This window comes from Nocardia sp. NPDC056064, assembly GCF_042266925.1.
Taxonomy (GTDB): domain Bacteria; phylum Actinomycetota; class Actinomycetes; order Mycobacteriales; family Mycobacteriaceae; genus Nocardia.
This window is the reverse complement of sequence record NZ_JBHJWO010000001.1, coordinates 821,716-848,296: the sequence shown is the minus strand read 5'-3', so window position 1 is coordinate 848,296 and position 26,581 is coordinate 821,716. Positions and strand designations below refer to the sequence as shown.

The 26,581-nt window shown below is 69.6% G+C and carries 25 protein-coding genes and 1 pseudogene; 14 read left to right on the top strand and 12 right to left on the bottom strand.

The features are described 5' to 3' along the window. Positions 1-8 precede the first annotated feature (8 nt). Both ACFC06_RS03840 and ACFC06_RS03835 read right to left on the bottom strand, forming a co-directional pair. Positions 9-263, bottom strand: a complete 255-nt coding sequence (locus ACFC06_RS03840; protein WP_375927560.1) for a DUF5703 family protein — start codon at positions 261-263, stop codon at positions 9-11. Beyond that, complete coding sequence (locus ACFC06_RS03835) at positions 263-1,273, bottom strand: hypothetical protein (protein WP_375927558.1); 1,011 nt, start codon at positions 1,271-1,273, stop codon at positions 263-265. Before ACFC06_RS03835 ends, ACFC06_RS03840 begins: the two co-directional genes overlap by 1 nt. A 164-nt stretch (positions 1,274-1,437) precedes the next feature. On the opposite strand from ACFC06_RS03835, the gene ACFC06_RS03830 reads away from it, so the two are divergent. From ACFC06_RS03830 to ACFC06_RS03820, 3 genes are read left to right on the top strand one after another with little or no spacing between them, the layout of a single operon-like run. After that, the gene (locus ACFC06_RS03830) at positions 1,438-1,785 is read left to right on the top strand and encodes a hypothetical protein (protein ID WP_375927556.1); all 348 of its coding nucleotides are present in this window, start codon (positions 1,438-1,440) and stop codon (positions 1,783-1,785) included. Between the two features lie 6 nt (positions 1,786-1,791). Next, entirely contained in the window at positions 1,792-2,325 is a 534-nt protein-coding gene (locus tag ACFC06_RS03825; protein WP_375927554.1) for a hypothetical protein, read from the top strand. A gap of 2 nt (positions 2,326-2,327) precedes the next feature. Further along, positions 2,328-4,424, top strand: a complete 2,097-nt coding sequence (locus tag ACFC06_RS03820) for an MMPL family transporter (protein ID WP_375927553.1) — start codon at positions 2,328-2,330, stop codon at positions 4,422-4,424. Positions 4,425-4,732: 308 nt separating this feature from the next. On the opposite strand, the gene ACFC06_RS03815 is transcribed toward ACFC06_RS03820, so the two are convergent. The 6 genes and pseudogenes from ACFC06_RS03815 to ACFC06_RS03790 form a co-directional block, all read right to left on the bottom strand. Then, complete coding sequence (locus ACFC06_RS03815; protein WP_375935190.1) at positions 4,733-5,545, bottom strand: collagen binding domain-containing protein; 813 nt, start codon at positions 5,543-5,545, stop codon at positions 4,733-4,735. Positions 5,546-5,602: 57 nt separating this feature from the next. Further along, positions 5,603-7,870: pseudogene (locus tag ACFC06_RS03810) on the bottom strand (MMPL family transporter); the annotation flags it as partial. Positions 7,871-8,032: 162 nt separating this feature from the next. Further along, complete coding sequence (locus tag ACFC06_RS03805) at positions 8,033-8,908, bottom strand: heme ABC transporter ATP-binding protein (protein ID WP_375927551.1); 876 nt, start codon at positions 8,906-8,908, stop codon at positions 8,033-8,035. Beyond that, positions 8,905-10,023, bottom strand: coding sequence for a FecCD family ABC transporter permease (locus ACFC06_RS03800; RefSeq protein ID WP_375927549.1), 1,119 nt, complete (start codon positions 10,021-10,023; stop codon positions 8,905-8,907). Before ACFC06_RS03800 ends, ACFC06_RS03805 begins: the two co-directional genes overlap by 4 nt. Next, a complete protein-coding gene (locus ACFC06_RS03795) occupies positions 10,020-11,036 on the bottom strand; it encodes a hemin ABC transporter substrate-binding protein (RefSeq protein ID WP_375927547.1) in 1,017 nt (338 codons plus the stop codon). The genes ACFC06_RS03800 and ACFC06_RS03795 overlap by 4 nt, the downstream gene beginning before the upstream one ends. A gap of 17 nt (positions 11,037-11,053) precedes the next feature. Then, on the bottom strand, positions 11,054-12,031 hold the full coding sequence (locus tag ACFC06_RS03790) for an aldo/keto reductase (RefSeq protein ID WP_375927545.1): 978 nt from the start codon (positions 12,029-12,031) through the stop codon (positions 11,054-11,056). Positions 12,032-12,261: 230 nt separating this feature from the next. On the opposite strand from ACFC06_RS03790, the gene ACFC06_RS03785 reads away from it, so the two are divergent. From ACFC06_RS03785 to ACFC06_RS03765, 5 genes are all read left to right on the top strand, one after another. After that, positions 12,262-13,191, top strand: a complete 930-nt coding sequence (locus tag ACFC06_RS03785; protein ID WP_375935187.1) for an undecaprenyl-diphosphate phosphatase — start codon at positions 12,262-12,264, stop codon at positions 13,189-13,191. A gap of 31 nt (positions 13,192-13,222) precedes the next feature. After that, complete coding sequence (locus ACFC06_RS03780; protein ID WP_375927544.1) at positions 13,223-13,939, top strand: histidine phosphatase family protein; 717 nt, start codon at positions 13,223-13,225, stop codon at positions 13,937-13,939. 50 nt (positions 13,940-13,989) lie between these two features. Continuing rightward, complete coding sequence (locus ACFC06_RS03775) at positions 13,990-14,577, top strand: DUF3090 domain-containing protein (protein WP_375927542.1); 588 nt, start codon at positions 13,990-13,992, stop codon at positions 14,575-14,577. A 5-nt stretch (positions 14,578-14,582) separates the two neighbouring features. Then, complete coding sequence (locus ACFC06_RS03770) at positions 14,583-15,380, top strand: SCO1664 family protein (RefSeq protein WP_375935184.1); 798 nt, start codon at positions 14,583-14,585, stop codon at positions 15,378-15,380. A gap of 100 nt (positions 15,381-15,480) precedes the next feature. Next, a complete protein-coding gene (locus ACFC06_RS03765; RefSeq protein WP_375927540.1) occupies positions 15,481-15,747 on the top strand; it encodes a hypothetical protein in 267 nt (88 codons plus the stop codon). 55 nt (positions 15,748-15,802) lie between these two features. Here the strand turns inward: ACFC06_RS03765 and ACFC06_RS03760 are convergent, their stop codons facing one another. Further along, positions 15,803-16,648 carry an alpha/beta fold hydrolase gene (locus ACFC06_RS03760; RefSeq protein WP_375927538.1) on the bottom strand — a complete coding sequence of 282 codons (846 nt, stop codon included), beginning with the start codon at positions 16,646-16,648 and terminating at the stop codon, positions 15,803-15,805. After that, positions 16,645-17,070 carry a helix-turn-helix domain-containing protein gene (locus ACFC06_RS03755; protein ID WP_375927536.1) on the bottom strand — a complete coding sequence of 142 codons (426 nt, stop codon included), beginning with the start codon at positions 17,068-17,070 and terminating at the stop codon, positions 16,645-16,647. The genes ACFC06_RS03760 and ACFC06_RS03755 overlap by 4 nt, the downstream gene beginning before the upstream one ends. Before the next feature lie 220 nt (positions 17,071-17,290). Between ACFC06_RS03755 and mshC the strand changes: the two genes are divergently transcribed. The 6 genes from mshC to ACFC06_RS03725 all read left to right on the top strand — a co-directional run bounded on the left by mshC (position 17,291) and on the right by ACFC06_RS03725 (position 25,106). Next, positions 17,291-18,529, top strand: coding sequence for a cysteine--1-D-myo-inosityl 2-amino-2-deoxy-alpha-D-glucopyranoside ligase (mshC, locus tag ACFC06_RS03750; protein WP_375927534.1), 1,239 nt, complete (start codon positions 17,291-17,293; stop codon positions 18,527-18,529). A gap of 166 nt (positions 18,530-18,695) precedes the next feature. After that, entirely contained in the window at positions 18,696-21,146 is a 2,451-nt protein-coding gene (locus ACFC06_RS03745; protein ID WP_375927532.1) for a heavy metal translocating P-type ATPase, read from the top strand. 18 nt (positions 21,147-21,164) lie between these two features. Next, on the top strand, positions 21,165-21,866 hold the full coding sequence (locus tag ACFC06_RS03740; RefSeq protein ID WP_375927530.1) for a dienelactone hydrolase family protein: 702 nt from the start codon (positions 21,165-21,167) through the stop codon (positions 21,864-21,866). 87 nt (positions 21,867-21,953) lie between these two features. Continuing rightward, positions 21,954-22,742, top strand: coding sequence for a universal stress protein (locus ACFC06_RS03735; RefSeq protein WP_375927528.1), 789 nt, complete (start codon positions 21,954-21,956; stop codon positions 22,740-22,742). Between the two features lie 112 nt (positions 22,743-22,854). Then, positions 22,855-24,273, top strand: coding sequence for a hypothetical protein (locus tag ACFC06_RS03730; protein WP_375927526.1), 1,419 nt, complete (start codon positions 22,855-22,857; stop codon positions 24,271-24,273). Between the two features lie 2 nt (positions 24,274-24,275). Next, the gene (locus ACFC06_RS03725; protein ID WP_375927524.1) at positions 24,276-25,106 is read left to right on the top strand and encodes an Abi-alpha family protein; all 831 of its coding nucleotides are present in this window, start codon (positions 24,276-24,278) and stop codon (positions 25,104-25,106) included. Here ACFC06_RS03725 and ACFC06_RS03720 read toward each other — a convergent pair whose 3' ends face one another. Together ACFC06_RS03720 and ACFC06_RS03715 are read right to left on the bottom strand one after the other, a co-directional pair. Continuing rightward, a complete protein-coding gene (locus ACFC06_RS03720) occupies positions 25,107-25,763 on the bottom strand; it encodes an enoyl-CoA hydratase/isomerase family protein (protein WP_375927523.1) in 657 nt (218 codons plus the stop codon). A gap of 10 nt (positions 25,764-25,773) precedes the next feature. Further along, positions 25,774-26,382 carry a TetR family transcriptional regulator gene (locus tag ACFC06_RS03715; protein WP_375927521.1) on the bottom strand — a complete coding sequence of 203 codons (609 nt, stop codon included), beginning with the start codon at positions 26,380-26,382 and terminating at the stop codon, positions 25,774-25,776. Positions 26,383-26,581: the final 199 nt, after the last annotated feature.

Here is a 26,581-nt window from a genome sequence, read left to right as displayed (position 1 = left end):
GGGTCGGCTCACAATCCGGGTTCGGGCACAGGGAGGACGGCGTTCTTGCGGCGGCGCAACAACACCCGGCGGCTGCCGTCGGTGTAGGCGCGGACCCGAGACAGTTCCCACCCGCCGAATTCGGCCTGGATGGCCAGCCGCATGGAGGCGGTGACCCGGGTGACGTCGGGCGGCAGCCGCAGTGGCACGTACTCGTAGTCGTCGTTGCTGGTTTCCCAGCTCGGCGGGATCGCCGAGCGCGAACCGCGAGGCTTGGTGGCCATCACTGCCCTCTCTTCCGCTCGTCCGCGCCGATCCGCTGCAGACCGTCGCCCGCGGCCGAGGCCACGTACAGGTCGCCGGTGCGTTCGTCGACGGTCACCGCGTCGGGCTGGCGCAGCGTCGGGAAGCGTCCGACCTCGACACCGATGCCCGTCGACAGGTCGTAGCCGACGACCTCGTTGCTCTGCGTGCGGGTCACCCACACCGTGTCGGAACGCGGATCGTAGGCGAGCGCGTAAGGCGATGATGGTACCGGGAAACGCTGCCGCAGCACGAGCGGACCGGCCGAGTAGACCAGCAGTTCACCGCCCGCGGTGTCGGTGACGACGATGCGTCCGTGCGGGTCGGTGACCAGGTTGGTGGCGCCGTCACCGGCGCGCAGCATCAGGCCCAGCGCGTCGTCGCGCACGCTGACCACGGCGGTCTGCTTCCGGTCGAGGACGGTGATGTCGTCACCGGTGACCGCGATGGCGTCGGCCGAGACCAGGCCGGTGACCGTGCGCGTCACGGTGCCGTCGGCGGCCAGCACACGCACCGTGCCGGCGGCCGTACCGACGACGAGCGTGCCGTCGCTGCGTGTTTGCACACTGCGCACATCGCCGTCGACGGCGGTCTCGGTGACCGCGCCCGTCGCCGCGTCGACACGCAGGACACGGCCCTGGGCGGCCACCAGGATCTCGCCCGGAGCGCCCTGGGCCAGCGTGACGCCCGCGGCGGGCAGCGTGACCGTGCGCGGGGCGGTGGGCGCCGCGGGGTCGATCAGTGTGAGTGTGGTGCCCGCGGTGTCGAGGGCGGCGACGCGACCGGTCGAGCGTTCGGCGAGCAGCGCCGCGGTGGCGGGGGCGGGCAGCACCTGACCCGCGGGGGAGCCGGTGGTGGCGGGGGAGACCGCCGCGGTGGCGGGTTCCCTGGTCGGTACGTCGGGACCGCCGTCGTCACCGGCACATCCCGTCAGCACCACCAGTGCCGCCGCGCCGAGAAACGCTGAGGCGAGCGAGCCGCGAGGGCGCATGCACCGAACTCCTTCATTCCGCACGAGGTGACCGCTGATCACCATCTGACCATGATGACTCACCAGTAGCTCCGACCGGGTGGGGCCGTCGGCGGTGTCGGTGACGCGGGTTACTGTTGACGCGTCGACAATTGATGGCCGAGCAACGGCAGGAGATCGCCACGATGACACCAGCGGGTTTCGGCATCGATGACATCTCCGTCGGACCGTTCGCCCACGGCTTCGGGACCACCGAAGACGGGCGCCCTTTCGTCTTCCGCACCCGCGGCGCCACGTTGACCATCGAGATCTATCGCGCCGACCTGGGCGAAGCCGTGCCCCAACCCGAGGACGTGGTGGCCACCGCACACGCCCAGGTGACCGACATCGACCTCGGCGACGAACGCAGCGTCAGCGCCTTCGTCCGCGATCTGCTGCACCACGCCACACCGGTCGCCGGGGCCGCGAGCCGGGACACCACGATGATGCGTGGCCTGCTGGGCCGGATCAGCGCGGCGATTGATGGTATGTAGATGGTGATGTCTTCCACACTTTTCGCCAGGGCCGCCACGGCCACCGCCTGCCTCACGGCCCTCGTCGCGCTCACCGCGTGCTCGGGGACCACCGACGAGGCTTCGGTCGACGCGGCACGTTCCTCGGCCAACGCCTCCCTCGCGTCCTCGATCGCGATCTCCTCCAGCAAGGCGAATGCCCCGCTGCCGAGCGCCGCCGAGCTCGACGCGCAGATCAAACGCGCGCTGGACCCGAACCTGCCCGATGTCGAGCGCACCGACCTGATCGAGGACGGTGCCGCGTTCAAGGACGCCATCCCCGACATGTACAAGGCGCTGCGCGACAACCCGCACGCCGTGTACGGCGTGGTCGATCCGGTCTTCGACAACCGCGACGGCACCCTCACCGCCACCATGCGTCTGGACAAGGACGGTTCGGGCACCAATGTCCGCACCACCATCGTGCATTTCGTGCTGCTCGACGGTAAGTGGAAGATCTCGCGCACCGACCTGTGCGGCATCCTGCGCTCGGCCGACTACCGCACCGCCGCCTGCGGCTGACCATGCGGGAATCGCGTTCGATGCGGTGGGGCCGGTTCGTCCACCGCCACCGCTACCTCGTGCTCGGGCTGTTCGTCCTGACGGTGCTGATCTCCGGCTGGTTCGGCCGGGATCTGGCGGGCCGCTACACCCAGGAGGGCTGGTTCGACGAGTCGAGCCAGTCGGTGGCGGCCTCGAAACTGGCCGACGACACCTTCGGCCGCGACACCGACGGCGATCTGATCGTCATCTACACCGCGCCGCCGGGCACCACGGTCGACGACGCGTCGGTGCGCGGTCCGGTGACAGCCGCGCTGGCGGATCTGCGCGCGCGGTACGGCGAACGCATCCACAAGATCGACAGCTACTGGGACAGCCCCTTCTCGGCCAACGCCTCCGACCCCACCAAACAGCACGCGTTCGCCAGCATCGGCCTGGCCGGTGGCGGCGGAACGGCCACGGTCAACAACTATCTCGCGCTGAAACCGCACCTGAACGCGGACGTGCCGGGTGGGGGACCGGGCGGCACCACGGTGCAGCTGGCGGGCCTGCAACCGGTGGTCGAGGGCATCAATATCGGGATGCAGCACGACATCAAGCGCGCCGAGATCATCGCGCTGCCGATCGTGGCGATCCTGCTGTACTTCGTGTTCGGTGGCGTGATCGGCGCTCTGCTGCCGGTGATGATCGGCGGGCTCACCATCCTGGGCACCTCCGGAATCCTGCGTCTGCTCACCGCGCACATCGAGGTCAATGTGTTCGCCAGCGCGGTGATGACGCTGGTCAGCCTCGGCCTCGCGATCGACTACGGCCTGTTCACCGTGACCAGATTCCGGGAGGAACTCGCCGCGGGACGCGATGTGGAAGAAGCGACAGCCCGTACCGTCGCCACCGCGGGCCGCACCGTGCTGTTCTCGGCCGCGATCATCGCGGTGAGTCTGGGCGCGCTGTTCATCTTCCCCAACGGGGTGCTGCGTTCGGTGCCCTACGGCGGTATCTCCGCGGTCATGCTGGCGGCGCTGCTGTCGGTCACCGCGCTGCCCGCCGCGCTGAGCATCGTCGGTACCCGCATCGACTGGCTGGGCTGGAAGCGGTTCACCCGCAGCAAGACCGAGGCCGAGATCGACGCCGGATTCTTCTCCCGGCTGGCCCAGTGGGCGATGCGCAGGCCGTGGGCGGTGGTCGTGCCGATCGTGCTGGCACTGCTGGCCCTGAGTATCCCGATGCGCCACATCGAGTTCGGTGGCATCAGCGAGAAGTACCTGGCCGCCGACAATCCGGCGCGCGTGGCCCAGCAGGACTTCGACCGGCTGTTCCCGGGTTTCCGTACCGAGCCGCTCAAACTGGTCGTCGTCGGGGCGTCACCGCAGCAGCTGAGCGACATCCGGTTCGAGGCCAATCAGATCCCGGGCCTGACCGGCAGATTCGAACCGGCCGCACCGACCAAGGACGATGTGAACGTCCTGTCGGCGGGCCTGAGCGACAAACGCGACGCCGACCGGGTGATCGACGCGCTGCGCGCCCTGCCCGCACCGCCGGGTGTGGCGGTGATGGTCGCCGGCATCCCCGCGCTGGAACGCGACAGCATCAACGGCCTGATCGACGGACTCCCGCTGCTGCTGGCCATCCTGATGGCCGCGGCCCTGGCCCTGATGATGATCGCCTTCCGCTCGGTGATCCTGGCGATGAAGGCCGTCGCGATGAGCGTGCTCAGCCTGATGTCCACCCTGGGCGTGCTGACGTGGATCTTCGTCGAAGGCCACGGCTCGGACACCTTCGCCTTCACGCCGGGACCGCTGATGTTCGCGGTGGTGGCGCTTATCGTCACGGTGATCTTCGGGTTGTCCACCGACTACGAGGTGTTCCTGCTGTCCAGAATCGCCGAGAAACGCGCGTCGGGCGCCGATGCGACCGAGTCCATCCGCTACGGCGTCGCGCACACCGGCGGCGTGATCACCTCGGCCGCGGCCATCCTGATCGTCGTCACGGGTGCGTTCGGCTTCTCCGATCTGGTCCTCATGAAGTACATCGCCTACGGCATGATCGTCGCGCTCATCATCGACGCCACGATCATCCGCATGGTGCTGACACCTGCCTTGCTGAAGATCATCTGGCGTTGATCGCCGCGGTGGTGGGGGAGTGACGGCCAGGGTTCCCCACCACCCGGTCGGCGGGGTAGGGGAGAGCGGCCCTACGGATCGAGTCGGTGAAAAGCGGGCGGATCGCGTGGACTGACGAGCAGCTCAGTCGTCTCATCGGGTTCCTTTTCAGCTTGTCATTGAACTACATGTTGATACGTGGATATGCGCATCTAAATATGTATTTCACCTTCCGTCGTGCCTGAAGATCAGATCGATACCAACCTTCCAAAGACATCAAGGACGGCGGGGGGCCGCAGCCGAAATGCGGTCCCCACTCTCACCGCCGTCTAATCGCTCATCGCGTCCGAGTGTTCGTCGAAGCTCAGACGCATGTCGTGGCCGGTTTCGCTGCCGGAGATGGTGACCCGGCTCGTGGCCGGGGGATAGCTGCGGGCGATCAGGGTGTAGTCGCCGTCGGGCAGGTTGTGGACCGCGTATCGGCCGTCCTCGTCGGTGCGCGCGGTGCCGACGGCCGCACCCGAACTGTCGAGCACCGTCACCTGCACCCCGGACATGCCGCGTCCTTCGGCACGGACGGTGCCCGACAGCATCGCCATCGGCGCCAGCTCGACATCGAAACGCAGTCGACCGCTGTCGGGCACGGTGAGCGTGGTGGCGGTGGGCCGCATCTGCGCGGCGACCGCGACGAGGGTGTACGTGCCCGGCGCGATGCCGTGGCAGGCGTAGCCGCCGTCGGATGCCGTCACGGCCGCCCCGACGACCCGGCCGTGCAGGTCGGTCACGGTGATGGTGGTGTCGGCCACGGGTTTCCGTGTGATCGTGTGGACCAGGCCGGACAGTTCGCCGGACGCGTGCAGGGTGAGGTCGACGCGCTGAGCGACGCCGTCGGCGGTGGTCACGTGCACGGCGTCGGGTTGCAGGCCGTGCGCCGAGACGATCAGGACATAGCGTCCCGGCACGGGCGGATCGATGACGTAACCGCCGTTGTGGTCGCTGTTGGTCCGGGAGATCTGGTGGCCGTGTGCGTCGACGAGCGTCAGCACCGCGTCGGGCACCGGTTGCCCGCCGTCGCGGGTGACGCGACCGCCGATCGCCCGGGCGCCGGCCGTGATGAGGTGCCCGGTATCCAGCCCGCGCACCGTGCCGCCGTCGGTGAGCCGCGGCGAATCGTCGGGCTGCTCGGTGTGCTCGCCTGGCAGGCGCCGCAGTTTCGTGCCTTCCACGTCGATGTCGGGCAGGAGACGGTCGAGCCATGCCGGGATCCACCACGACCATCTGCCCATGATCACCAGCAGGGCGGGGACCAGCACCATCCGTACCAGCAGCGCGTCGATGGCGACACCGGCGGCGAGGGCGAAGCCCATGGACTTCGCGGTGACGTCGGATTCGAGCAGGAAGGAACCGAATACCGAGATCATGATGACGGCCGCCGAGGTGACCACCCGGGCGCCGTGGTGGTAGCCGGAGATCATGGCGGCTTTCGGTGACTTGCCGTCGACGTATTCCTCGCGGATGCGGGTCACCAGGAACACCTGGTAGTCCATCGCGAGCCCGAATACCAACCCGATCAGCATGATCGGCAGGAAGCTGACGATCGGTTGCGGATCGGCGATCAGGCCGAAGGCGCCCTCCTGGAAGACCAGGACCGTGGCGCCGAAGGTCGCCGCCATGGACAGCAGGAACCCGAGTGCGGCGGTGAACGGCACCAGAATGGACCGGAAGACCAGGATCAGCAGGATGAAGGCGGCGCCTGCGACGATCGCCAGATAGGGGACGATCTTGCCGAGCAGGACGTGGTCCATGTCGGCGTAGATGGCAGTGGTGCCGGTGATCCCGTATTCGATGCCGTATCGCTGGGTCAGTGCGCTTTCGGCGGCGCGGGCCTCGCGGACGAGGTCTTTGGTGTCCTGGTTGTTCGGCCCGGATTTCGGTACGCCGTTGAGCAGTGCGCCCAGGCCGTTGTCGCTGAATGTCGGGGTGCTGAGATGGTCCATCTGCGGGAAGGCGGCGAGCCGGTCGCGGAGTGCGTCGACGGCGGCGGCGCGGTCGCCTTCCGGGACGTGCTCGAGGTCGGCGACGACGGTGAGGACGCCGTTGCTGCCTTCACCGAATCCTTCGGTGCGGATGTCGTAGGCCTGCCGGGCGGTGGAGCCGGTGGGGAAGCTGTCTTCGCCCGGCAGCCCGAGTTGCAGGTCCAGTGCGGGCAGCGCCAGTGCGGCCAGGGCGGCTACCGACAGCAGCAGTGCGGCCCAGGGTGCGGTGCCGATCAGCCGGGCCACGCGCGTGCCGAAGGTGGTGGAGGTGTGGTCTTGCGGGTCGTGCCGGGCGACGAGCGGGAGCCGGGGAGTGAACAGGATTCGGCCGAAAGCGCCGAGCAGGGCGGGCATGAGCGTGATGGCGGTGAGGACCGCGAAGAACGCGGCGATGGCGCCACCGAGCCCCATGAAGGTCAAGAAGTCGTCCCCGACGATGCTCAGCGCGCCGAGCGCGATGATCACGGTGAGGCCGGCGAACACCACCGCCGATCCGGCGGTGCCGACCGAAATGCCCGCGGCCTCTTCGGGATCGGCCGTCACCCGAAGTTCGTGCCGGTACCGGGAGACGATGAACAGCGCGTAGTCGATCGACAGTGCGATGCCGATCATCGATGCCAGGAAGGTGGTGAAGCTGGGGACCTCGATGATCGAGGTGCCCAGCAGGATGACCGACATCGCGGCGCCGAGGCCGACGATGGCGGTGACGATCGGGACGACGGCGGCGACGATGGCACCGAAGGCGATCATCATCACGACCAGTGCCACGCCCATGCCGATCATCTCGGCTTGTCCGCCGGGTTGCTGCTGTTCGTGTGCGATGGCGCCGCCGATCTCGACGGTTAGCCCGTGCGCGCGGGCGGAGTCGGCGACGTGGTAGGCGGCGGCGCGCTGCTGGGTGCTGACGTCGACGGCGGAGGCGATGTCGAACGGGACGGTGAGGACGGCGACGGTGGCCGGGGCGTGCGCATCGAGGACATTGAGCGGTGCGGCCGAACAGAGGGCGGGGTCGGGGTCGGTGAGGCAGCGCATCGCCTGGGTGACGTCGACCGGATTCCGCAGTGCCGCACCGTCTTCGGCGGTGACGAGCGACTTGCCGTCGACCGTGAGTGTCCGCACGTCGGTGATCACCGCGTCGAGGGCCGCGCGATTGTCCTTGTCGGTGAGTTTCGTTCCCGGGGGTGCGGCGAAGACGTAGTCACCGCTGACCGCGTCGATCCCGAATTGTTCGGACATGCCGGGGAACTGTTTGTCGAGGATTTCTGTCGCGCGTTCGGACGGCAGCGACGGCATGCTGAACTCGTCGCTCATCGACGTGCTGAGCACGGCGCCGGCCGTCGCGAGTACGGCGAGGAACAGGAGCCAGGCGGGAAGGACGATCCACTTGCGCCGGAAAGCGAATTTTCCCCACCGATACAGGTATACGGACACGCAGGTTCTCCTAGAGGTAACCGGGTTGTGCCGAGATCAACTCGTAGACAGCCCCTGCGCGGCCCGCTGGTGCAGCGGAGCCGCCGCCTCCCGGCGCTGTCTACCTACCGTTCGGCCGCCACACTACCGAGCCGCGAACGTGGGACCGTCCTCGATGTGGCTTCAGCTGTGGGCATCCGAGTTCCGGTCGCGGTCGGGCAGGACCAGTTGTGCGCCGGTGGTGGGGTGGTCGAAGACGTCGACGGGGTGGCGATAGACCTCGGTGAGGAGTTCGCGGGTGAGGACCGTGCGGGGTGGCCCGTCGGCGGCCACGCGTCCGGCGTCCAGGACGGTGACCCGGTCGGCGTAGGCGGCGGCGACGCCGAGGTCGTGGACCACGACGACGACGGCCGAGCCCGCGGCGGCGCGGTCGGCGGCCAGGCGCAGGACGGCTTCCTGGTGGCCGATGTCGAGGGCGGCGGTGGGTTCGTCGAGCAGGAGGGTGGCGGTGTCCTGGGCGAGGACGCGGGCCAGGGCGACGCGGGCGCGTTCACCGCCGGACAGGGAGGGGAAGGGGCGTCCGGCGAGGTGGGTGACATCGGTAGCGGCGAGCGCGGCGGCGATGACGGTGTCGTCGTGTTCGGCGGCGGCGGTGTGCAGCCAGGGGGAGCGGCCCATGGCGACGACTTCCCTGGCCGTGAACGGGAAGCCGACGGCATGGGACTGGGGGAGGACCGCGCGGCGGCGGGCCATGTCGGTGTGGTTCCAGTGGGTGAGCGCGTGGCCTTCGAGTTTCACGGTGCCCGCGCTGGGTTCCAGTTCGCCGGCGAGGGCCGCGAGAAGGCTCGATTTGCCGGCGCCGTTGGGGCCGACGAGGGCGACGATCTCGCCCGCGGCGACCTGGAAGTCGACATCGTCGAGGACGGTGCGCTGCCCTCGCCGCACGGTGAGTCCGGTGGCGCGCAGGGTGACGGTGCCGGGTTCGGGGCGAGGGGGCACGTCGGGGGTGCGGGCGAACAGGGATCGCCAGGAGGTGGTGCGGCGGGCGGTGTCGGTCATCCCCAGCCTCCTGCCCTGGCCCTGGTGCGGCGCAGCAGCCAGAAGAAGAACGGTCCGCCGATGAGCGAGGTCAGCATGCCCAGCGGCAGGTCGGCGTTGTGGACCAGGGTGCGGGCGAGCACGTCGGCGCCGAGCAGTACGACGGCACCGAGGATGGCGCTGAGCGGGACGAGTACGCGGTGACCGGGACCGACCATCATCCGGACCAGGTGCGGCACGATCAGTCCGACGAACAGGATGATGCCGCTGAAGGCGACGCCGGCGGCGGTGAGCACGGCGACGACCACGATGACCTGCCTGCGCAGCCGTTCCACGTCGACGCCGAGGTGGCGCGCGGCGGAGTCGCCGAGGGCGAGCAGGTCCAGTTTCGGTGAGATGAGGATGGCGGCGAGGATGCCGGTGCCGGCGAGGGTGGCCACGATGGCCACCGAGGGCCAGGTGGCGCCGTTGAGGCTGCCGAGCTGCCAGAAGACGATCTGGTCGCGGGCGGCGGGGGAGGCGACGAACAGCAGCAGGGCGATGAGTCCACCGGCGAAGGCGTTGATGGCGACGCCGGTGAGGATCAGGGTGACGACTTCGGTGCGTCCGCCGGATCTCGACAGCAGGTACACCAGGGCGGTGGTGATGAGTCCGGCGACGAAGGCCGCGGCGGCGACCGACCAGGCGGCGACGAACGCGCCGCCGATCACGATCACCGTGCCCGCCCCGACGGCCGCGCCCGCGGAGACCCCGATGACACCGGGTTCGGCGAGCGGGTTGGCGAAGACGCCTTGCAGCAGCGCCCCGGCGGTGGCCAGGGAGGCGCCGACGAGGATGGCCAGGGCGACGCGGGGGAATCGCACTTCCCAGAGGGTGACCTCGCCCGCCGGGTGCGCCGGGAGGGGGCCCAGATCGAGGCCGATGCGGTGGGCGATGCTGCCGAGGACTTCGGCGGCGGTGGTGGGCACCTGGCCCAGGACTGCCGAGACCAGGGCCAGGATCACCAGCGCGAGGAGCGCGAGGGCGAAGACGACGGTGACGCGGGTGGCCCGGTGCGGGGTGGGTGGGAGCGGGTCGGGGGTGGCGTCGGTGATGCGGGGTGCGTCCGGCGGTTTGGTCAGGTCGGTGTCGTTCATGCTGGTTTGCCGTAGACCGCGTCGGACAGTGCGGTGATGACGCGGCCGGTGTTGGGGCCGAAGCTGAGGATGACGGCGTCGGCCATGTCGACGACGCGCCGGTTGCGGCCCGCGGGGGTCTGCGCGATGCCGGGGACCTTCTCGAGTCCGTCGACGCCGCCGACGGATTTCAGGCCGTCGGACATGACCAGCAGCACGTCGGGGGCGGCGGCGATCATGGCCTCGCTGGTGATGGTGACGAACGGTTCGTTCACTCCGGCGGCGGTGCCCGCGTCGATGCCGTTGATGGCGGTGATGAGCGAGTCGGCGCCGGAGCCGCGTCCGGCCATCATGGTGATGGCGGTGCTGCGCAGGTACAGGAAGGCGATCTTGGGTCGCGGGTCCTGGAGGGGGACGCCCGCGGTGGCGGTGGCCATCTCGTCGCGGGTGCGCAGGCCCAGCCTGTCGCCCGCCTCGGGGACGCCGAGGGCGTCGGCGACGGCTTCGATCTGCGGGACGACGCCGTCGATGCTGCGTTCGGGGTCGAAGTAGACGACGGTGACGCCGGCGGCGCGCAGTTGTTCGCGGACGGCGGGGGCGGCGCTGGTGGTGTCGGTGAGGAAGACCGAGGGGCGCAGGGCGAGGACGGCTTCGACGCTGAGGCTGCCGTTGCCGCCCGCCACGTTGGTGACGTGGGCGACCGCGGGGAAGGACGCGGAGGTGCTGCGTCCGACGAGGTTGGCGCCGAGGCCGAGGGCCCAGACGGTCTGGGCGAGGGTGCCGTAGCGGTCGACGGCGATGATGCGGGAGGTGTCGGTGACGGTGACGTCGCTGCCGTCGTAGGACTTGACCGTCACGGGGAGTTTCGGGGTGGGTGTGGCGCCGTCGAGGGGGACGGGGTCGAGGTCGGCGAGCTGGGCGGTCGCCGGTCCACCGGAAATGGCAGTCGATGCAGAATTGCTTCCGGTGCAAGCGACGGTGCCGGTGAGCACCGTCGCCGCGAGCATCGCCGTCAACACACCACGCAGTTTCATGCAGGTAAGGCTAGCCATCATTCGGAACGGGCGCTCACGTCGTCCAGGGCGGCGGCGATCGCGCGCGGCAGTTCCAGGGTCTCGGCGGCCAGCACACCGGTCAGCTGGCCGATATCGCGGGCGCCGACGATCATGCTCGTGATGCCGGGCCGGTCGCGGATCCAGGCCAGGGCCACCGCCAGCGGTGAGGTGCCGAGGCCGTCGGCGGCGGTGACCAGGGCATCCACCACCCGCACGGCGCGTTCGTCGTCGAGCCTGCGCCGGATCTCGGCGGCGGTGGACTCGTCGGCGCCCCGCGAGTCGGCCGGTACGCCGTCGCGGTATTTCCCGGTGAGGATGCCCCCCGCCAGCGGCGCCGCGGCGATGGTGCCGACCCCGTGGTGGCGGGCGGCGGGAATCACATCGTGCTCGGTGCCGCGAGCCAGCAGCGAGTACGTGGTCTGGGCCGCGGTGATCGGGGCGATGGCGGCCAGGCTGGCCAGCTGCCAGGCCGCGAAGCCGCGCACGCCCGCGTAACGGGTCCGGCCGGTGCGCACGGCGGTCTCGATGGTGGCCGCCACCTCGTCGAGCGGGGTGTAGGGGTCCCAGGCGGCGATGCTCCAGATGTCGAGATGGTCGGTGCCCAGTTCGAGCAGGGTGCGGTCGAGTTGTTTGAGCAGGGTGCGGCGGGAGGCGTCGATGACGGGGCCGACCGCGGCGGGGGCGGGGACGTTGTCGCCGACTCCGCTGCCGGGGGCGTGCAGGACCACGCCCGCGCAGCCGCTGAGGACGAGGTCGTCGCGGGAGACCAGGTCACCGAGCAGATCGGCGAGGATCTGCTGGGCGGCGCCGTCGCCGTACATCGGGGAGGTGTCGACGAGCGTGCCACCGGCCTCGGTGAACGCCGCCAATTGCACCGCTGCCTCGTCGGCGTCGGTATGGGTGCCCCAGGTATGTGTCGCCAGGCCGATCCGCGACACCCGAAGTCCGCTGCGTCCCACCGTTCGCTGTTCCATCACCGCGCCCGCGCTTTCGTCACGGCGACAAGACTAAGCGCACAGCGCGGTCGCACCCGCCGACGACCCGCACTCTCAGCAGATCCCTAGGTGGGCGGGCGGCGACGGGCGACGGTGACGGGTAGGGTCGCTGCGAGGTCGCGGCCGCCGGTGCCGCACGCGCAAGCAAAAGCCCAGGAGGACGCGGTCTTTCGGGCGTGAGGCAGCAGGAGGACGTGGTGGGCGAGTCGATGACCTGGATACAGGCATTGGTACTCGGGCTGGTGCAGGGGCTCACGGAGTTCCTGCCGGTGTCCTCGTCGGGGCATCTGCGCATCGTCTCGGCTGTGTTCTTCGGTTCCGACGCGGGTGCCTCGTTCACCGCGGTGACCCAGCTCGGGACCGAGCTGGCGGTGCTGGTGTATTTCGCCAAGGACATCAAGCGGATCGTGATCGCCTGGTTCACCACGTTGGGGATGCGGCTGCGGGAGCGTTCGCAGGAGGCGGTGCCGGTGGGTGACCGGGTCACCACCAAGCTGCCGGTGATGGACCGCAGCGCGCGCGAGGCGCACGAGCGTGACGCGCAGCGCGAGCTGGACTACCGGATCGGCTGGTACGTGATCATCGCCACCATCCCGATCGGTGTGCTGGGTTTCCTGTTCAAGGACGAGATCCGGACCGGTGCGCGGAATCTGTGGCTGGTGTCGTTCATGCTGATCGCGTTCGCGCTGGTGATCGCGGCCGGTGAGCATTTCGGCAGCAAGGAGCGCCCGATCGAGAAGCTGACCACCCGTGACGGTCTGGTGATGGGTCTGGCGCAGTGCCTGGCGTTGATTCCGGGTGTGTCGCGTTCGGGCGCGACGTCCACGGCGGGTCTGTTCCTGGGTCTGCAGCGGGAGGCGGCGGTGCGGTTCTCGTTCCTGCTGGCGATCCCGGCGGTGACCGCGTCGGGCCTGTTCAGCCTGCCGGATGCCTTCGAACCGGCCGGTGAGGGGCTCAACGCGAGTGGTCCGCAGTTGCTGGTGGCCACGATCCTGGCGTTCGTGGTGGGTTATGCCTCGGTGGCGTGGCTGCTGAAGTTCGTGGGCAAGCATTCGTTCTACTGGTTCGTCGGCTACCGGATCATCCTGGGCCTGGTGGTGATGGGCCTGCTCGCCGCGGGCGTCGTCTCGGCGACCTGAGCGGCGGCGCGGTGATGGTTAGGCTGTTGTCATGACGGTGATCCTGCTCCGGCACGGAGTGTCCACGTCGAATGTCGGGCGGACCCTGGCGGGCCGGAGTCCCGGTGTCGAGCTCACCGAGCGCGGGACCGAGCAGGCCGTCGCGGTGGCCGACCGGCTGGCGACGTTGCCGATCGAACACATCGCCAGTTCGCCGCTGTTGCGCTGTCAGCGCACGGTGGCGCCGCTGGCGGAGAAGCTGGGCCTGGAGCCGGACTGTGACGAGCGGTTGATCGAGGTCGATTACGGCGAGTGGACCGGTCGACCGATCGCGGAGTTGCTGACCGAGCCGCTGTGGAAGGTCGTGCAGGCGCACGCCTCGGGGGCGGTGTTCCCGGGCGGGGAGGGTCTGGCGCAGGTGCAGCAGCGGGCGGTGGCCGCGATCCGTGACATCGAGGGCAGGCTCGCCGAGAGTGCCGGGCGGGATGTGCTGTGGGTGGCGTGCGCGCATGGCGATGTCATCAAGGCGATCCTGGCCGACGCGCTGGGTCTGCATCTGGACGGTTTCCAGCGGATCGCGGTGGAGCCTGCCTCGATCAGTGTGGTGCGCTACGGGCCGCTGGGTCCGTCGGTGTGGAAGTTCAACGACACCGGCGCGGATCTGTCGGCGTTGTCGGGGGTGGCGCCCGCGCCGTTGGCGCCCGGTGGCGAGGTGGCGGTGGCCGCCGGCGCGGATAATGGGAATGCGGGGCACCGCGATTCTCCTTAGAGGGAGGGTGTTCGTGAGTGTCGAACAGGGTCACGTATCAGGAGGTGCATGTGTCACGCGCAATCCATGTATTCCGCACCCCCGATCGTTTCGTCGCCGGGACTGTCGGTGAACCGGGCGATCGTTCGTTCTACCTGCAGGCCGTGCAGGAACCGCGCGTGGTCAGCGTGCTGCTGGAGAAGCAGCAGGTGAAGGTGCTCGCCGACCGGATGGGGTTGCTGCTGGACGAGGTGGCGCGCCGCTTCGGTGCCGAAGTGCCGCCCGAAGGCGAGGATGTGCGCGATGTGGCGCCGCTGGTGACGCCGATCGATACCGAATTCCGGGTCGGGACCATGGGTCTGGGCTGGGATGCCGACGCGAACGCGGTGGTGGTGGAGTTGCTGGCGATCACCGAGACCGAGGTGGACGAGTCGGTGGTGCTCGACGACACCGAGGAGGGCCCCGACGCGGTGCGGGTGTTCTTGACGCCGATCCAGGCGCGGGAGTTCGCGTTGCGGTCGGCGCGGGTGATCGCGGCGGGGCGTCCGCCGTGCCCGCTGTGCGGTGAGCCGCTGTCGTCGCGGGGGCACATGTGTGTGCGCACCAACGGGTACAAGCGGGGCGAGATCTTCGGCGCGGCCGAGCTCGACGAGGAGTGATCGTGGTGCCGGCGCTGTCGGAGGGTGAGCTCGAGATCGTCGGGCGGGTCGGTGTGGCCAGCAATCTGACGCTGGTGTGTGAGATCGCGGCGCCCGAGCCCGATGGTGCGCCGTTGCGGGTGGTGTACAAGCCGGTGCGTGGGGAGCGTCCGCTGTGGGATTTCCCGGACGGCACGCTGGCGGGCCGGGAGGTGGCGTCGTATCTGATCTCCGAGCAGCTGGGCTGGGGGGTGATTCCGGAGACGGTGTTGCGGGACGGGCCGTTCGGGCCGGGGATGGTGCAGCGCTGGGTGACCTCCGTGGACAATCGCACCGATGCCCGGCAGCGCCTGGATCTGGTGGATCTGTGCACGCCGGGCACGGTGCCCGCGGGGTTCTGTGAGGTGTTGCGCGCGCTCGACGGTGAGGGCAACGAGGTGTCGCTGATCCATGCCGACGATCCGCGGTTGCAGCGGATGGCGGTGCTGGATCTGTTGCTCAACAACGCCGATCGCAAGGGCGGGCACGCGCTGGAGGGGGTGGACGGGCAGGTGTACGGGGTGGATCACGGGATCTGCCTGCACAGTGAGCCGAAGTTGCGCACGGTGTTGTGGGGGTGGGCGGGTACGCCGGTGCACGAGTCGCTGATCACCGATATCACCGGGTTCGCGGCGAATCTGCCCGGTGCGGTGGCGGATTCGCTGGCGCCGCACATCACCGACGTGGAGATCAGCGCGTTGACCGAGCGGACCAAGGCGTTGCTCGAGAATCCGGTGATGCCGTTGCCGAATTCGGCGCGGCCGATTCCCTGGCCCGCGTTCTGAGGTGGGCGTGATCGGGTCCTGAATGGCCTGTTGGCTGGTCAGGGCCGGTGCTAGTGTGCTCCAAGCACTTTCGTCACCAACGCAAGATCAGAGGAATTACATGTCGACTCGTTCGATTGTCACCACGTCCGCGGCGGCGCTGCTGCTCACCGGAGCGGTCGCCGCGGTCGCCGCGCCCGCGCAGGCGTTCCCGGCCGGCTGGTGGTCGGAGAAGACCTTCGTGTGCACCGCGACCGATCGCAACGGTGCGCCGCTGCCGGATGTCACGGTGGAGGCCGCCGACCAGGTCGGTGCGTCGTTCTACGCGCTGCCGCAGTTCGGCCCGGATGTCGACGGCGCCAACGTGCAGTGCTACGAGCAGGCCTGATCGGTCTGTACTGACGCGAGGTGTCGCCGCTCCCGACGCGCGGCGACACCTCGCGTTATTTTTTGCGCAGGAAGCTCCGGATGGTGGTGGTCTGTCCGAGGACGGCGTGCCCGACGCCGGGAAGGACGTGTATTTCCGCCTGCGGGAAGTTCGCGCGGGCCAGGTCGGCGGTGCGCGCCGAGTCGAAGAGGGCGTCCTTCTCGCCGACGATTACCAGGACCGGGATATCCACCGTGCAGAGTTGCTCCGGATGAAATCGGGGGAGTCTGCCCGAGCGCGCGGAGAAATTGCTGAAGACCAGTTCCACGTCGTCGAGGATTTCCTCGACCGCCGGGCCGTCACCGAGGCCCAGGCCGGTGCGGGCGGCGTCGCGGACGCTGTAGCGGCCGAGCAGGCGCAGCGGGATCGCCTTCACCAGCCATCCGTAGCGGTGTGCGCCGAGCCCGCCGGGGCACAGCAGCGCCAGGCGCCGGACCCGGCCGGGTCTGCGCACGACGAAGTCCAGGGCTGTCCAGCCGCCCAGGGACATGCCGACCAGGTCCACGGTGTCGAGGCCGAGACCGTCGAGGACTTCGCCGAGCCAGCGCGCGGAGGCGTCGCTGTCCAGTGGCAGCCGGGTGGGGGCGCTGAATCCGGGTTCGCCGGGGAGATCGATGGCGTAGACGCGGAAGTGGGCGGCCCAGTCGGTGATGTCGCCGCGCCAGGTGCCGGCGTTGGCGCCGGAGCCGTGCAGCAGGACCAGGGGTGGGGCGTCGACGGGTCCGCAGGTCAGGACGAAGGTCTCGCCCGCGCCGGTGGGCAGGCGGAGTTCGTCGTGGGGGACGGGCCAGGCATCGAGGTGGGCGCGGTAGCGCTGTTCGACGGCGTGGCGGCCTGCCTGGGTGCGGTAGGGGGCGGTCACGAGCTGAGGATTCCTTCGATGTAGTCGAGCAGGCGGGCGGTGTCGGCGAGGCCGCCGAGCACGATGACCTTCATGCGTGCCCGGTCGGGGTCGTAGCCGGTGTCCACGCGCAGGGTGCGGCCGCCGGGGCCGCGGGTGGTCGCGGTGGCGGTGAGCAGGGTGCTGACGCGGTCGGCGGTGGCGCGGTCGATGTCGTCGATCTCCACGACGCAGGTGGTCTCGGCGTGGCTGCCGGTGGCGGCCGGCGGGGGTGCGCTGATCGGGAGTCCGGTGAAGGTCTCGAGGTCGTCGTGGGTGATGCGGTACTGCTTGCCGATGCGGGCCGCGGGGAGTTTGCCGTCGCGGACGTAGCCGCGCACGGTGCGCACGTGGAGGCCGAGCAGGTCGGCGACCTGGTCCACCGAATACAGACGATCAGTCATGAAACAACCCTAAACGAACGTATGAATCAGTATCAATAGGGAAGTTTGAGGAAATAGCGCCCGGTGTGCCCGTGACGAGCGGTTCTGCCTGAACGCAACCCTTGACGGGCCGGGCCGAACACGTTTGTGTGCAGGTAGCGGGCCGCGCCACGAGCCCGCGAGTTACCGCATGACCCGGCCCGCACGGCGGTCGCCACACCCGGGGCTCTACCCTCGAATCATGCAGTCCTGGTCCGATATCGCCCTACCCACAGTCCCCGGAACAGGGCCGCCGTTGCGGTTGTACGACACCGCCGATCGCCAGGTCCGCCCGGTCACCCCAGGCGCGACCGCGAAAATGTATGTCTGTGGCATCACCCCCTACGACGCCACCCACCTCGGTCACGCCGCGACCTATCTGACCTTCGACCTGGTCAACCGCCTGTGGCGCGACGCCGGGCACGACGTGCACTACGTGCAGAACGTCACCGATGTCGACGACCCGCTCTTCGAGCGCGCCGCCCGCGACGGTGTCGACTGGCGCGATCTGGGCAACTCCGAGATCGACCTGTTCCGCGAGGACATGACCGCCCTGCAGGTGCTGCCGCCGCGGCACTACATCGGCGCGATCGAGTCCGTGGACGAAGTGGTCGAGCTGGTGCAGAAACTGCTCACCGCCGGCGCGGCCTACACCGTCGAGGACGCCGAGTACCCCGACATCTACTTCCGCACCGACGCCACCGAACAGTTCGGCTACGAGTCCGGTTACGACCGCGCCACCATGGACACCCTGTTCGCCGAGCGCGGCGGCGACCCCGACCGCCCCGGCAAGCGCGACACCATCGACGCGCTGCTGTGGCGGGCCGCGCGCCCGGGCGAACCGTCGTGGCCCGCCCCGTTCGGCGAGGGACGCCCCGGCTGGCACATCGAGTGTGCGGCGATCGCGCTCAACCGCATCGGCACCGAGTTCGACATCCAGGGCGGCGGCTCGGACCTGATCTACCCGCACCACGAGTACTCCGCCGCGCACGCCGAGGCGATCACCGGTGCGCGTCGCTTCGCCCGCCACTACGTGCACGCCGGGCTGATCGGGCTCGACGGCGAGAAGATGTCGAAGTCCAAGGGCAATCTGGTGCTGGTGTCCAAGCTGCGCCGTTCCGGGGTCGACCCGGCTGCGATCCGGGCCGGGCTGTTCGCCGGGCACTACCGGCAGGACCGGATGTGGACCGACGAGGTGCTGGCCACCGCGCAGACCCGCCTGGCCCGCTGGCGTGAGGCCGTCTCGCTGACCGCGGGTCCGTCGGCGGCCGACACCGTGGCCCGGCTGCGTCAGCACCTGGCCGACGACCTGGACACCCCGAAGGCCCTCGACGCGGTCGACAACTGGGCCGAACAGGCCCTCGCCTACGGCGGCACCGACACCGAGGCGCCGGCGTTGGTGCGCACCGCGGTCGACGCGCTGCTCGGCATCGCGCTGTGACCCGGTCTTCGCGCATCACCGCGATATAGCCCGGGCTGACCCCGGCGACACGGTCGCTCCCCGCCCGGCACGCCCGTGACCAGCCTCGATCCGAGATCATCGCCCGGTACCCTCGCGGTGAGGCGCCCGGCGCTGTCGCGCGCCCGACCGGCGATGGGAGCGGCGCATGGGCGAACGGGACGCACCGGCCACCGCGGTGCTGCATGTCGGTGGCCAGCTGCGGCCCAGTTCCCGGCGGGTGCTGACCGCCGGGCTGCGGCATCGTCCCGGTGTTCTCGGGGTCGAAGCCAATCCGGTCGCCCAGACCGCCACGGTCACCTACGATCCCGCCCGGACCTCGGTCACCGAGTTGCGTACCTGGATCCGTGACTGTGGCTACCACTGTGCAGGCCGCTCGGTTCCGGCCCACCTCTGCGACCCGGTGAGCGAGCCGTCGCCAGGTCCCACCGCGGCGGTCGAGCAACCGCACCCCCAGCACCGTGGCACCGCCACCAGCACCGATCCGGCCGTGCCGCGGCGCGAACCCTCCGCACCCTCGCAGCAGTCGCCGGACGGCTCGCCGGCACACGCCGCACCCGCGAGCCACACCGGGACCGGGCACGACGCGATGTCGCACGGCGACGCGTCGATGTCGATGGACTCCATGGCCCGCGATATGCGCAACCGTTTCCTGGTCGCGCTCGTGTTCTCCACGCTGGTGATGCTGTGGTCGCCGATGGCCACCCACATGCTCGGGCTGCATCTGCCGGTCCCGTTCGGGCTGCGTGCCGATGTGTGGATGCTGCTGCTGAGCCTGCCGGTGATCGGCTATTCCTCGACGGTGTTCTTCACCGGCGCGATCCGGGCGTTGCGGGCGCACACCCTGGACATGATGGTGCTGGTCTCGGTCGGTATCGGTACCGGCTGGCTGTATTCGCTGGTGGTGACGCTGACCGGCGGTGGGGAGGTGTTCTACGAGGCCGCCACCATGCTGGCGACCTTCGTGCTGTTGGGGCACTGGTTCGAGATGCGGGCGCGTAGCGGCGCCGGGGACGCGGTGACGAGCCTGCTGGATCTGTCACCGCCCAGGGCGGTGGTGGTGCGGGACGGGTCCGAGGTGGAGATCCCGACCGCCGAGGTCGCCGTCGGCGATGTGCTGGTGGTGCGGCCGGGGGCCAAGATCGCGGTCGACGGGACGGTGCTGGAGGGCTCCGGTGACGTCGACGAGTCGATGGTCACCGGGGAGAGCCTGCCGGTGCACAAGCAGCCCGGTTCGGCGGTGATCGGCGCGACCATCAACACCACCGGCAGTCTGCGGGTGCGGGCGACGAAGGTCGGGTCCGATACCGCGCTGGCCCAGATCGTGGAACTGGTGCAGCAGGCCCAGAATTCGAAGGCGCCGGGGCAGCGGCTGGCCGACCGGGCCGCGTTCTGGCTGACCCTGGTGGCGCTGCTCGGCAGCGTGGCCACGCTGGTGGTGTGGCTGCTGGTGGGGGCGTCGCTGAGCGAGGCGGTGCTGTTCGCGATCACGGTCGTGGTGGTGACCTGCCCGGACGCGTTGGGGCTGGCGACACCGACGGCGATCATGGTCGGCACCGGGTTGGGTGCGAAACGCGGCGTGCTGTTCAAGAACGCGACCGCGCTGGAATCCGCGGCCCGCATCGATGTGGTGGTGCTGGACAAGACCGGCACCCTCACCCAGGGCGCCCCGGAGGTGACGGCGGTGCTCACCGCGCCCGGCACCGATACCGGCCGGGTGCTGGCGCTGGCGGCGGCGGTGGAACGCGAATCCGAACATCCACTGGCCGAGGCGGTCGTCGCGTACGCGAAAGAGCAGGGCGCGCCGGAGTTGTCGGCGCGGGATTTCCGGAATGTGCCGGGGCGGGGTGCGATGGCCACCGTGGACGGGCAGCGGGTGCTGATCGGCAATCGTGGCCTGCTCGACGACGAGCACGTCGAACTGGGTGAACTGGCACGGCGGCGCGAGGAACTGGCCGCGGCCGGGCACACCGCGGTGCTGGTGGCCGTCGACGGTGCCGCGGCGGCGGTGATCGCGTTGGCCGACGCGCCGCGTCCCAGTTCCGCCGCCGCCGTGGCCGCCCTGCACGAGCTGGGGGTCGGTGTCGTCATGCTGACCGGCGACAACCGGGCCACCGCCGAGCGCATCGCCGCCGATCTGGGCATCGACACCGTGATCGCCGAGGTGCTGCCCGGTGACAAGGCCGACCGGGTCGCCGAGCTGCAACGCTCCGGCAAGAAGGTGGCGATGGTCGGCGACGGGGTCAACGACGCGCCCGCGCTGGCGAGCGCCGATCTGGGGATCGCGATCGGGGCGGGCACCGATGTGGCCATCCAGACCGCCGATGTGGTGCTGATGCGCTCGGACCCGTTCACGGTGTCGACCGCGTTGCGGATCGGGCGCGGCACGGTGGGCAAGGAACGCCAGAACCTGGCCTGGGCGGTGGGTTACAACGGGATCGCCCTGCCGATCGCGGCCGGGGTGTTCGCGCCGTGGGGGCTGACGATGCGCCCGGAGATCGCGGCCATGGCCATGTCGGGATCGAGCCTGATCGTGGCCTTGAACGCCCTGCATCTGAAACGGCTCTCGCTGCCCGAACCGCCGCCGCGCGAGCGGTGAGAGTTCTACATTCGGGAGATGGACACGATCGAGATCGAGACGCCGGCGGGCACGAGGCTCGAAGCACTGGTGGCCCGGCCGCGGGGGGACGGGCCGTGGCCCGGGGTGGTGGTGTTGCACGACGCGCTGGGGGTGACCGACGATCTGCGCCGCCAGGTCGAGATCGTCACCGCGGCCGGGTATGTGGTGATCGCCCCGAACCTGTACAGCCGTGGCCGGGCGCGCTGTATCCAGCAGGCGTTCCGGGCGATCATCTTCACCGGCACCGGTCCCGCGGTGGCCGAGATCCTGGCCGCGCGTGACCATCTGGCCGCCGACCCGGACTGCACCGGCCGGATCGGGGTGCTCGGGTTCTGCATGGGCGGCGGGTTCGCGTTGCTGACCGCGCCGCAGGGTTTCCATGCCGCGGCCCCGTTCTACGGCAGCCTCTACGGTGACTACAAGGCCCTGCTCGACGGCGCGTGCCCGGTGGTTGCCAGCTACGGCGGCCGGGACCCGGCGTTGATCGGGGCACCGGCGAAACTGGAGGCGGCGCTCACGGCGGGCGGGGTCGAACACGACATCAAGACCTACCCGAAGGTCACGCACGGTTTCGCCAACGTCTTCCCCGGTAATCCGGTGCTGGAACGGGTCGGGATCGGCTACGACGCCGAGGCCACCGGCGACGCGTGGCAGCGGGTGTTCGCCTTCTTCGACCGGCATCTGCGCGACCCCGGCTGACCACGCGCAGCCGATTGCCGGGGGTGTGCCGGATCTATACTGTGGGCCAACAGCGCGACTGACCTGCCGTCGATCGGAGAGCGACACATGGGGTGCTATCGGCGCATCGTGGTGGGAACCGACGGTTCGGAGACCGGGCAGACGGCCGTGACGGTGGCCGGGGAGCTGGCCACCCGGCTGGTGGTCGGGGTGTGCGTGGTGGCGGTGTGGAAGGAGGCCACGCTCAAGGCAGGCACCGATCTCGGCTGGGCCGAGCAGGTCACCGCCGAGGCCGCCGAGGCGCTGACGGCGGCGGGGGTGGTCGAGGTGGAGCGGGTCGAACGCGACGGGACGGCCGGGCCGGTGTTGCTCGAGGAGGCCGCGCGCGAGCCCGGCACGCTGCTGGTGGTCGGGGGCGGCGGGCTGGGCAGTTCCAAGGCGCGGTTGCGGGGGTCGACGTCGAATCACGTGTCCCACCACAGCGACACCGATGTGGTGTTCACCCACAAGATCCCCAAGCGCTGGACGACCGTCGGGTTGACCACCGACGGGTCGGAGAGCTCGCTGACGGCGGTGCGCCGCGGCTACGAGGTGGCGCTGGCGCTGGGGGCGCGCCCGTTCCTGGTGACCTCGGCCAAAACCGACGAGGACGGCGCGAACACGCTGATCGAGGTGGAGGGGCAGCTCGCGGTCGGTGATCCGGAACTGTTCGGGCGTGATGTGCTCACCGGGGTGCCCGCGGCCGAGGCGATCTGCAACGCGGCCTGGAAATACGATCTGGTGGTGATCGGCAACCGGGGGATGAGCGGTCCGGCGCGGCTGCTGGGGTCGGTGGCCAACAAGGTCACCCACGACATCGACACCAATCTGCTGCTGATCAACACCACCCACGGGTAGCGAGTTAGCTCCGGTTTAGCGGGTAACCGGACAACTTGCCCGATCCGGCCTGATCGGTCACCTATGATGGCCTGCACGCGCGTTGTTCGGAACACGACGGAGTGGACGCCGGATGAATGCTGGGATCGAAGCGGCGGGGTTCTTCGGCCGGCTGGACTGGGAGCAGACGACCGGGCTGTCGAAGTTCTGGGTCGACATGATCAGCATCCCGATCTTCAGCGCGATGGCAGGTCTGATCACCAACTGGACCGGCGTGATCATGTTGTTCGCGCCCGTGCGGTTCACCGGCTTCTATGTGCCCGGACTCAAGACGCTGTTCCCGTTGCTGCCGCGCAAGGTGCAGATCCTGCCCACCTTCGCCCCGGGCGGCATTCTCGGGTTCCAGGGGTTCATTCCGGCGCGCGCGGAGAAGATGGCCAGCCTCATGGTCGACAATGCCGTGGCCAAGATCGGCACCGCCAAGGATTTCTTCGATCAGATGGATCCGCGCAAGATCTCCGCGCAGGTCGCGCGGGTGGCGTTGCCGAATGTGCGGTCGATGGTCGATCAGATCATGGTCGCCGAGCATCCGAAACTGTGGGCCGACATGCCGCCGCGCGCCCGGGAGGCGGTGTACACGCGGGTGGAATCGGAGCTGCCTGCGATCACCGATCGCGCGTTCGACTTCATCGGCGCCAATATCGATCAGCTGCTGGATGTGAAGCTGATGGTCGTCGGGTATCTGCGGCGGCGCCCGGAGCTGCTCAAGGACGTCATCTACGGGCTGGGTGCCCCGGAGCTGCGGTTCATGACCCGCAGTGGCGTGCTGGGCTTCCCGTTCGGGGTGGTGGTGGCGCTGTGGCTGTCGCTGCTGCACTACAGCACCCCGCACGGCGACACTCCGGCGCTGATCTCGCTGCCGGGCTGGCTCTACGACATCCTGCATTTCCTGCCCGCCTGGCTGTGGGTGCTCCTCGGGGCGTCGGTGGTGGGGGTGCTGGTCAATGTCATCGCCATCAAGGTGGTGTTCGAGCCTGCGGTGCCGCAGCCGCGGTACAAATATCCGTGGCGGGTGGCGAAATTCGCGAAACGTCAGCATCAGGCCGCCGCCGATCTCGGGCACGCCATCGGCTATCAGATCGTCACCCTCGACGTGGTCACCGAGCAGCTGCTCGAAGGGCCCAGTGGCGACAAGACACGGGCGGTGATCGCGCACTTCCTCAAGGCCGAGATCGACCGGGTGCTGGGCCCGTTGCGGTCGGTGACGCGACTGGCGGTGGGGCCCAAGCAGTTCGACGCCATCCAGGCCACCGCGGGGGCGAATCTGGCGACCGAGATGAAGCCGTGGCTGGTCGAGGACGTCGAGTTCTCGCAGACCACCGCGGCCAGTGTGGACCGGCTGGCCACCGAGAAGCTGCGCGAGCTGCCGCCCGAGGAGTTCGTCGAAATGCTCTACACCGCCATCGAACAGGACGCCTGGCTGCTCTACGCGCACGGCGGCGCGCTCGGGGTGCTCGTCGGCGCCCTGCATCTGCTGGTCTTCGGAGTGTGATCATGGACGACAACCTGCCCGACAAGCCCGAACAGCCGGCGATCCCGACCGATCTGGTCGGGTTGGCGCGGCTGGCCGGGTTGTCGGTGCGTCATATCGTCGGCGCGGTCACCTCCGGTGCCCTGCACTCGGCGCTGGATCTGGCCGAGGACATCCGCGCCGGGGAACCGATGTCGCAGATCCTCGACGAGCGGGTCGAGTCCTTGCGCCGGATCGCGTTGAGCGCGTTGGGCCTGACCGGCACCGCGACCGGTCTCTACGGCCCGCCCGAACCGGTCGCCGAGGATCTGCGCGCGATGGGCGACGCGATGATCACCGAGGGCTGGGATTCCGCGCAGCAGCCCCGCGATCTGCATCCCTCGTTCGTGCCGATCCTGCACGACCTGACCCCCGACGAGGCCCGCATTCTGCGGTTCCTGGCGGTGGCGGGCCCGCAACCGGCCATCGACATCCGCACCAAGACACCGTTCGGGATCGGGTCGCAGCGCCTGGCCGACGGCATCACCATGATCGCCTACATGGCCGGGTGTGCCATTCCCGAACGCGACCACCACTATCTGGGCAACCTGAGCAGGCTCGGGCTGGTGCGGTTCTCCACCGAACCGGTCGCCGACTTCCGCCGCTACGCCTTCCTGGAGGCGCAACCGGCGGCGCAGGCCGCCTACAAGTCGGTGAAGATGCGCGCGATCAGTTCCTATCGCAGCATCTATCTGTCGGTGTTCGGCAAACAGTTCTGCGAGGCGTGTTTCGTGCTCGACGACTACACCGGGGGCGGCTGGGCAGGCGATGATCGCGGCGACATCTACCTGGGCAAGGGCCCCCGGCTGCCGTGATCAGTCCTTGCCGCGCAACGCGTCCAGCACGTCGGCGAACATCACCGATTTGATCGCGGTCATCGTCGGCTGGTCCTTGGCGCCGATCGGGGCGAGCAGGGCCAGGGCGGTGTCGAGGACTTCGGCCTCGGGGGCGGTGGCGTCGACCAGGTCGACCGACAGCGCGGTGCCCGCGTCGTAGCGGCGGCCGGTGGTCATGGCCGCGACCGCGGTCTTGGGCGGCACCTTGGCCTGGATGAGCGCGGCCATGCCGTTGGTGAACGGGATGCGGATGTCGGCTTCGGGGAAGCAGAAGTAGCCGCGGTCGGTGCGCATCACGCGGTAGTCGTGGGCGATGGCCAGCATCGCGCCGGCGCCGAAGGCGTGGCCGTTGAGCGCGGCGGCGGTCGGCATCGGCAGGGTCAGCACGCGCCCGAACAGGGTGTGCACGGCTTCGACGTATTCGGTGGCGCGGTCACCGTTGGCGGTGAGCCAGTCCAGGTCCAGGCCGTTGGAGTAGAACTTGCCGGTGGCGGTGGTGACCAGGGCGGCCGCGCCGTCGGCGACGACGGTGTCGAGGTGGGCGTGGATCTCGGTGAAGAAGTCCGGGGAGAAGCGGTTCTCGCCGTCGCCGAGGTCGAGCACGGCGATCGAATCGTGGTGGCGCAGGGTGGGCATGGGGTTCCTTTCAGCGGGGACCGTGTTCGAGCACGGCACGGACGGCGGCCCGCAGATGGGCGCGGGCCAGGGGATCGGTGAGCCGGTCACGGCGCAGCAGCAGCGCGGTGGGCAGGTCGACCAGGCAGGCGGTGACGGTGGCGACCCCGCGTTTGTCGGCGCGGCCCCACAGGGCGCGGGCCAGGCGGGTGAGCACCGAGAGCAGGGCGGTGTCGGTGGCGGCGATCTGTGCGGCCAGTTCGGCGGGTAGCTCCTCGTCGAGCAGTTCGGCGCGGTCGACCACCAGCAGCAGGCGTGCGGAGTCGGGGTGGAGTTCGGCGAGCCGGGCCGGGGTCTCGGCGGCCTCGACGACCGCGGCGATGCGGGTCTCGGGGTCGGTGGCGGCCAGGGCGGCGGTCACGGGCGCCGATTGCAGGTCCAGGAAGCGGTGCGCGGCGCGTAACCAGGTGCGTGCCAGTACGTCCCGGCGCGAGCCGAAGCTGTGGTAGAGCGCGCCGTTGGACATGCCGGTGGCGGCGGCGACCGCGCGCACGGTCACCGCGGCGGGCCCGGAACGGGCGGCGAGGGTCTCGGCGGCGTCCAGGACGGTTTCCGGGTCGTGGGTGCGCGGTCTCGGCATGAACAAAAGTTTACAGAGCGTCTGCTCTGTTATTCCATCCGGATCCACTTCGCACCCCCCTGTGCACGGATTATGTTCGCGCGCTTGCTATTTCAGAACGTCTCGCGGTACGGGCGCCACAGCGTAGATTTCGTTACGCTCGCGCGGGGCAACGTTACGATGGGGTACTGTTCGCATTCTTCAGCCCTGCCCGCACGAA

Excerpts from the sequence above, each read along its gene's own strand:
- ACFC06_RS03765 (WP_375927540.1), top strand. The coding sequence starts at position 15,481 with ATGTCGACTCGTTCGATTGTCACCACGTCCGCGGCGGCGCTGCTGCTC.
- ACFC06_RS03840 (WP_375927560.1), bottom strand. The coding sequence starts at position 263 with ATGGCCACCAAGCCTCGCGGTTCGCGCTCGGCGATCCCGCCGAGCTGG.
- ACFC06_RS03795 (WP_375927547.1), bottom strand. The coding sequence starts at position 11,036 with ATGAAACTGCGTGGTGTGTTGACGGCGATGCTCGCGGCGACGGTGCTC.
- ACFC06_RS03715 (WP_375927521.1), bottom strand. The coding sequence starts at position 26,382 with ATGCCGAGACCGCGCACCCACGACCCGGAAACCGTCCTGGACGCCGCC.
- ACFC06_RS03820 (WP_375927553.1), top strand. The coding sequence starts at position 2,328 with ATGCGGGAATCGCGTTCGATGCGGTGGGGCCGGTTCGTCCACCGCCAC.
- ACFC06_RS03745 (WP_375927532.1), top strand. The coding sequence starts at position 18,696 with ATGGGCGAACGGGACGCACCGGCCACCGCGGTGCTGCATGTCGGTGGC.
- ACFC06_RS03740 (WP_375927530.1), top strand. The coding sequence starts at position 21,165 with ATGGACACGATCGAGATCGAGACGCCGGCGGGCACGAGGCTCGAAGCA.
- ACFC06_RS03780 (WP_375927544.1), top strand. The coding sequence starts at position 13,223 with ATGACGGTGATCCTGCTCCGGCACGGAGTGTCCACGTCGAATGTCGGG.
- ACFC06_RS03755 (WP_375927536.1), bottom strand. The coding sequence starts at position 17,070 with ATGACTGATCGTCTGTATTCGGTGGACCAGGTCGCCGACCTGCTCGGC.
- ACFC06_RS03735 (WP_375927528.1), top strand. The coding sequence starts at position 21,954 with ATGGGGTGCTATCGGCGCATCGTGGTGGGAACCGACGGTTCGGAGACC.
- ACFC06_RS03835 (WP_375927558.1), bottom strand. The coding sequence starts at position 1,273 with ATGCGCCCTCGCGGCTCGCTCGCCTCAGCGTTTCTCGGCGCGGCGGCA.
- ACFC06_RS03800 (WP_375927549.1), bottom strand. The coding sequence starts at position 10,023 with ATGAACGACACCGACCTGACCAAACCGCCGGACGCACCCCGCATCACC.
- ACFC06_RS03725 (WP_375927524.1), top strand. The coding sequence starts at position 24,276 with ATGGACGACAACCTGCCCGACAAGCCCGAACAGCCGGCGATCCCGACC.
- ACFC06_RS03720 (WP_375927523.1), bottom strand. The coding sequence starts at position 25,763 with ATGCCCACCCTGCGCCACCACGATTCGATCGCCGTGCTCGACCTCGGC.
- ACFC06_RS03730 (WP_375927526.1), top strand. The coding sequence starts at position 22,855 with ATGAATGCTGGGATCGAAGCGGCGGGGTTCTTCGGCCGGCTGGACTGG.
- ACFC06_RS03785 (WP_375935187.1), top strand. The coding sequence starts at position 12,262 with ATGACCTGGATACAGGCATTGGTACTCGGGCTGGTGCAGGGGCTCACG.
- ACFC06_RS03830 (WP_375927556.1), top strand. The coding sequence starts at position 1,438 with ATGACACCAGCGGGTTTCGGCATCGATGACATCTCCGTCGGACCGTTC.
- ACFC06_RS03825 (WP_375927554.1), top strand. The coding sequence starts at position 1,792 with ATGTCTTCCACACTTTTCGCCAGGGCCGCCACGGCCACCGCCTGCCTC.
- ACFC06_RS03805 (WP_375927551.1), bottom strand. The coding sequence starts at position 8,908 with ATGACCGACACCGCCCGCCGCACCACCTCCTGGCGATCCCTGTTCGCC.
- mshC (WP_375927534.1), top strand. The coding sequence starts at position 17,291 with ATGCAGTCCTGGTCCGATATCGCCCTACCCACAGTCCCCGGAACAGGG.
- ACFC06_RS03790 (WP_375927545.1), bottom strand. The coding sequence starts at position 12,031 with ATGGAACAGCGAACGGTGGGACGCAGCGGACTTCGGGTGTCGCGGATC.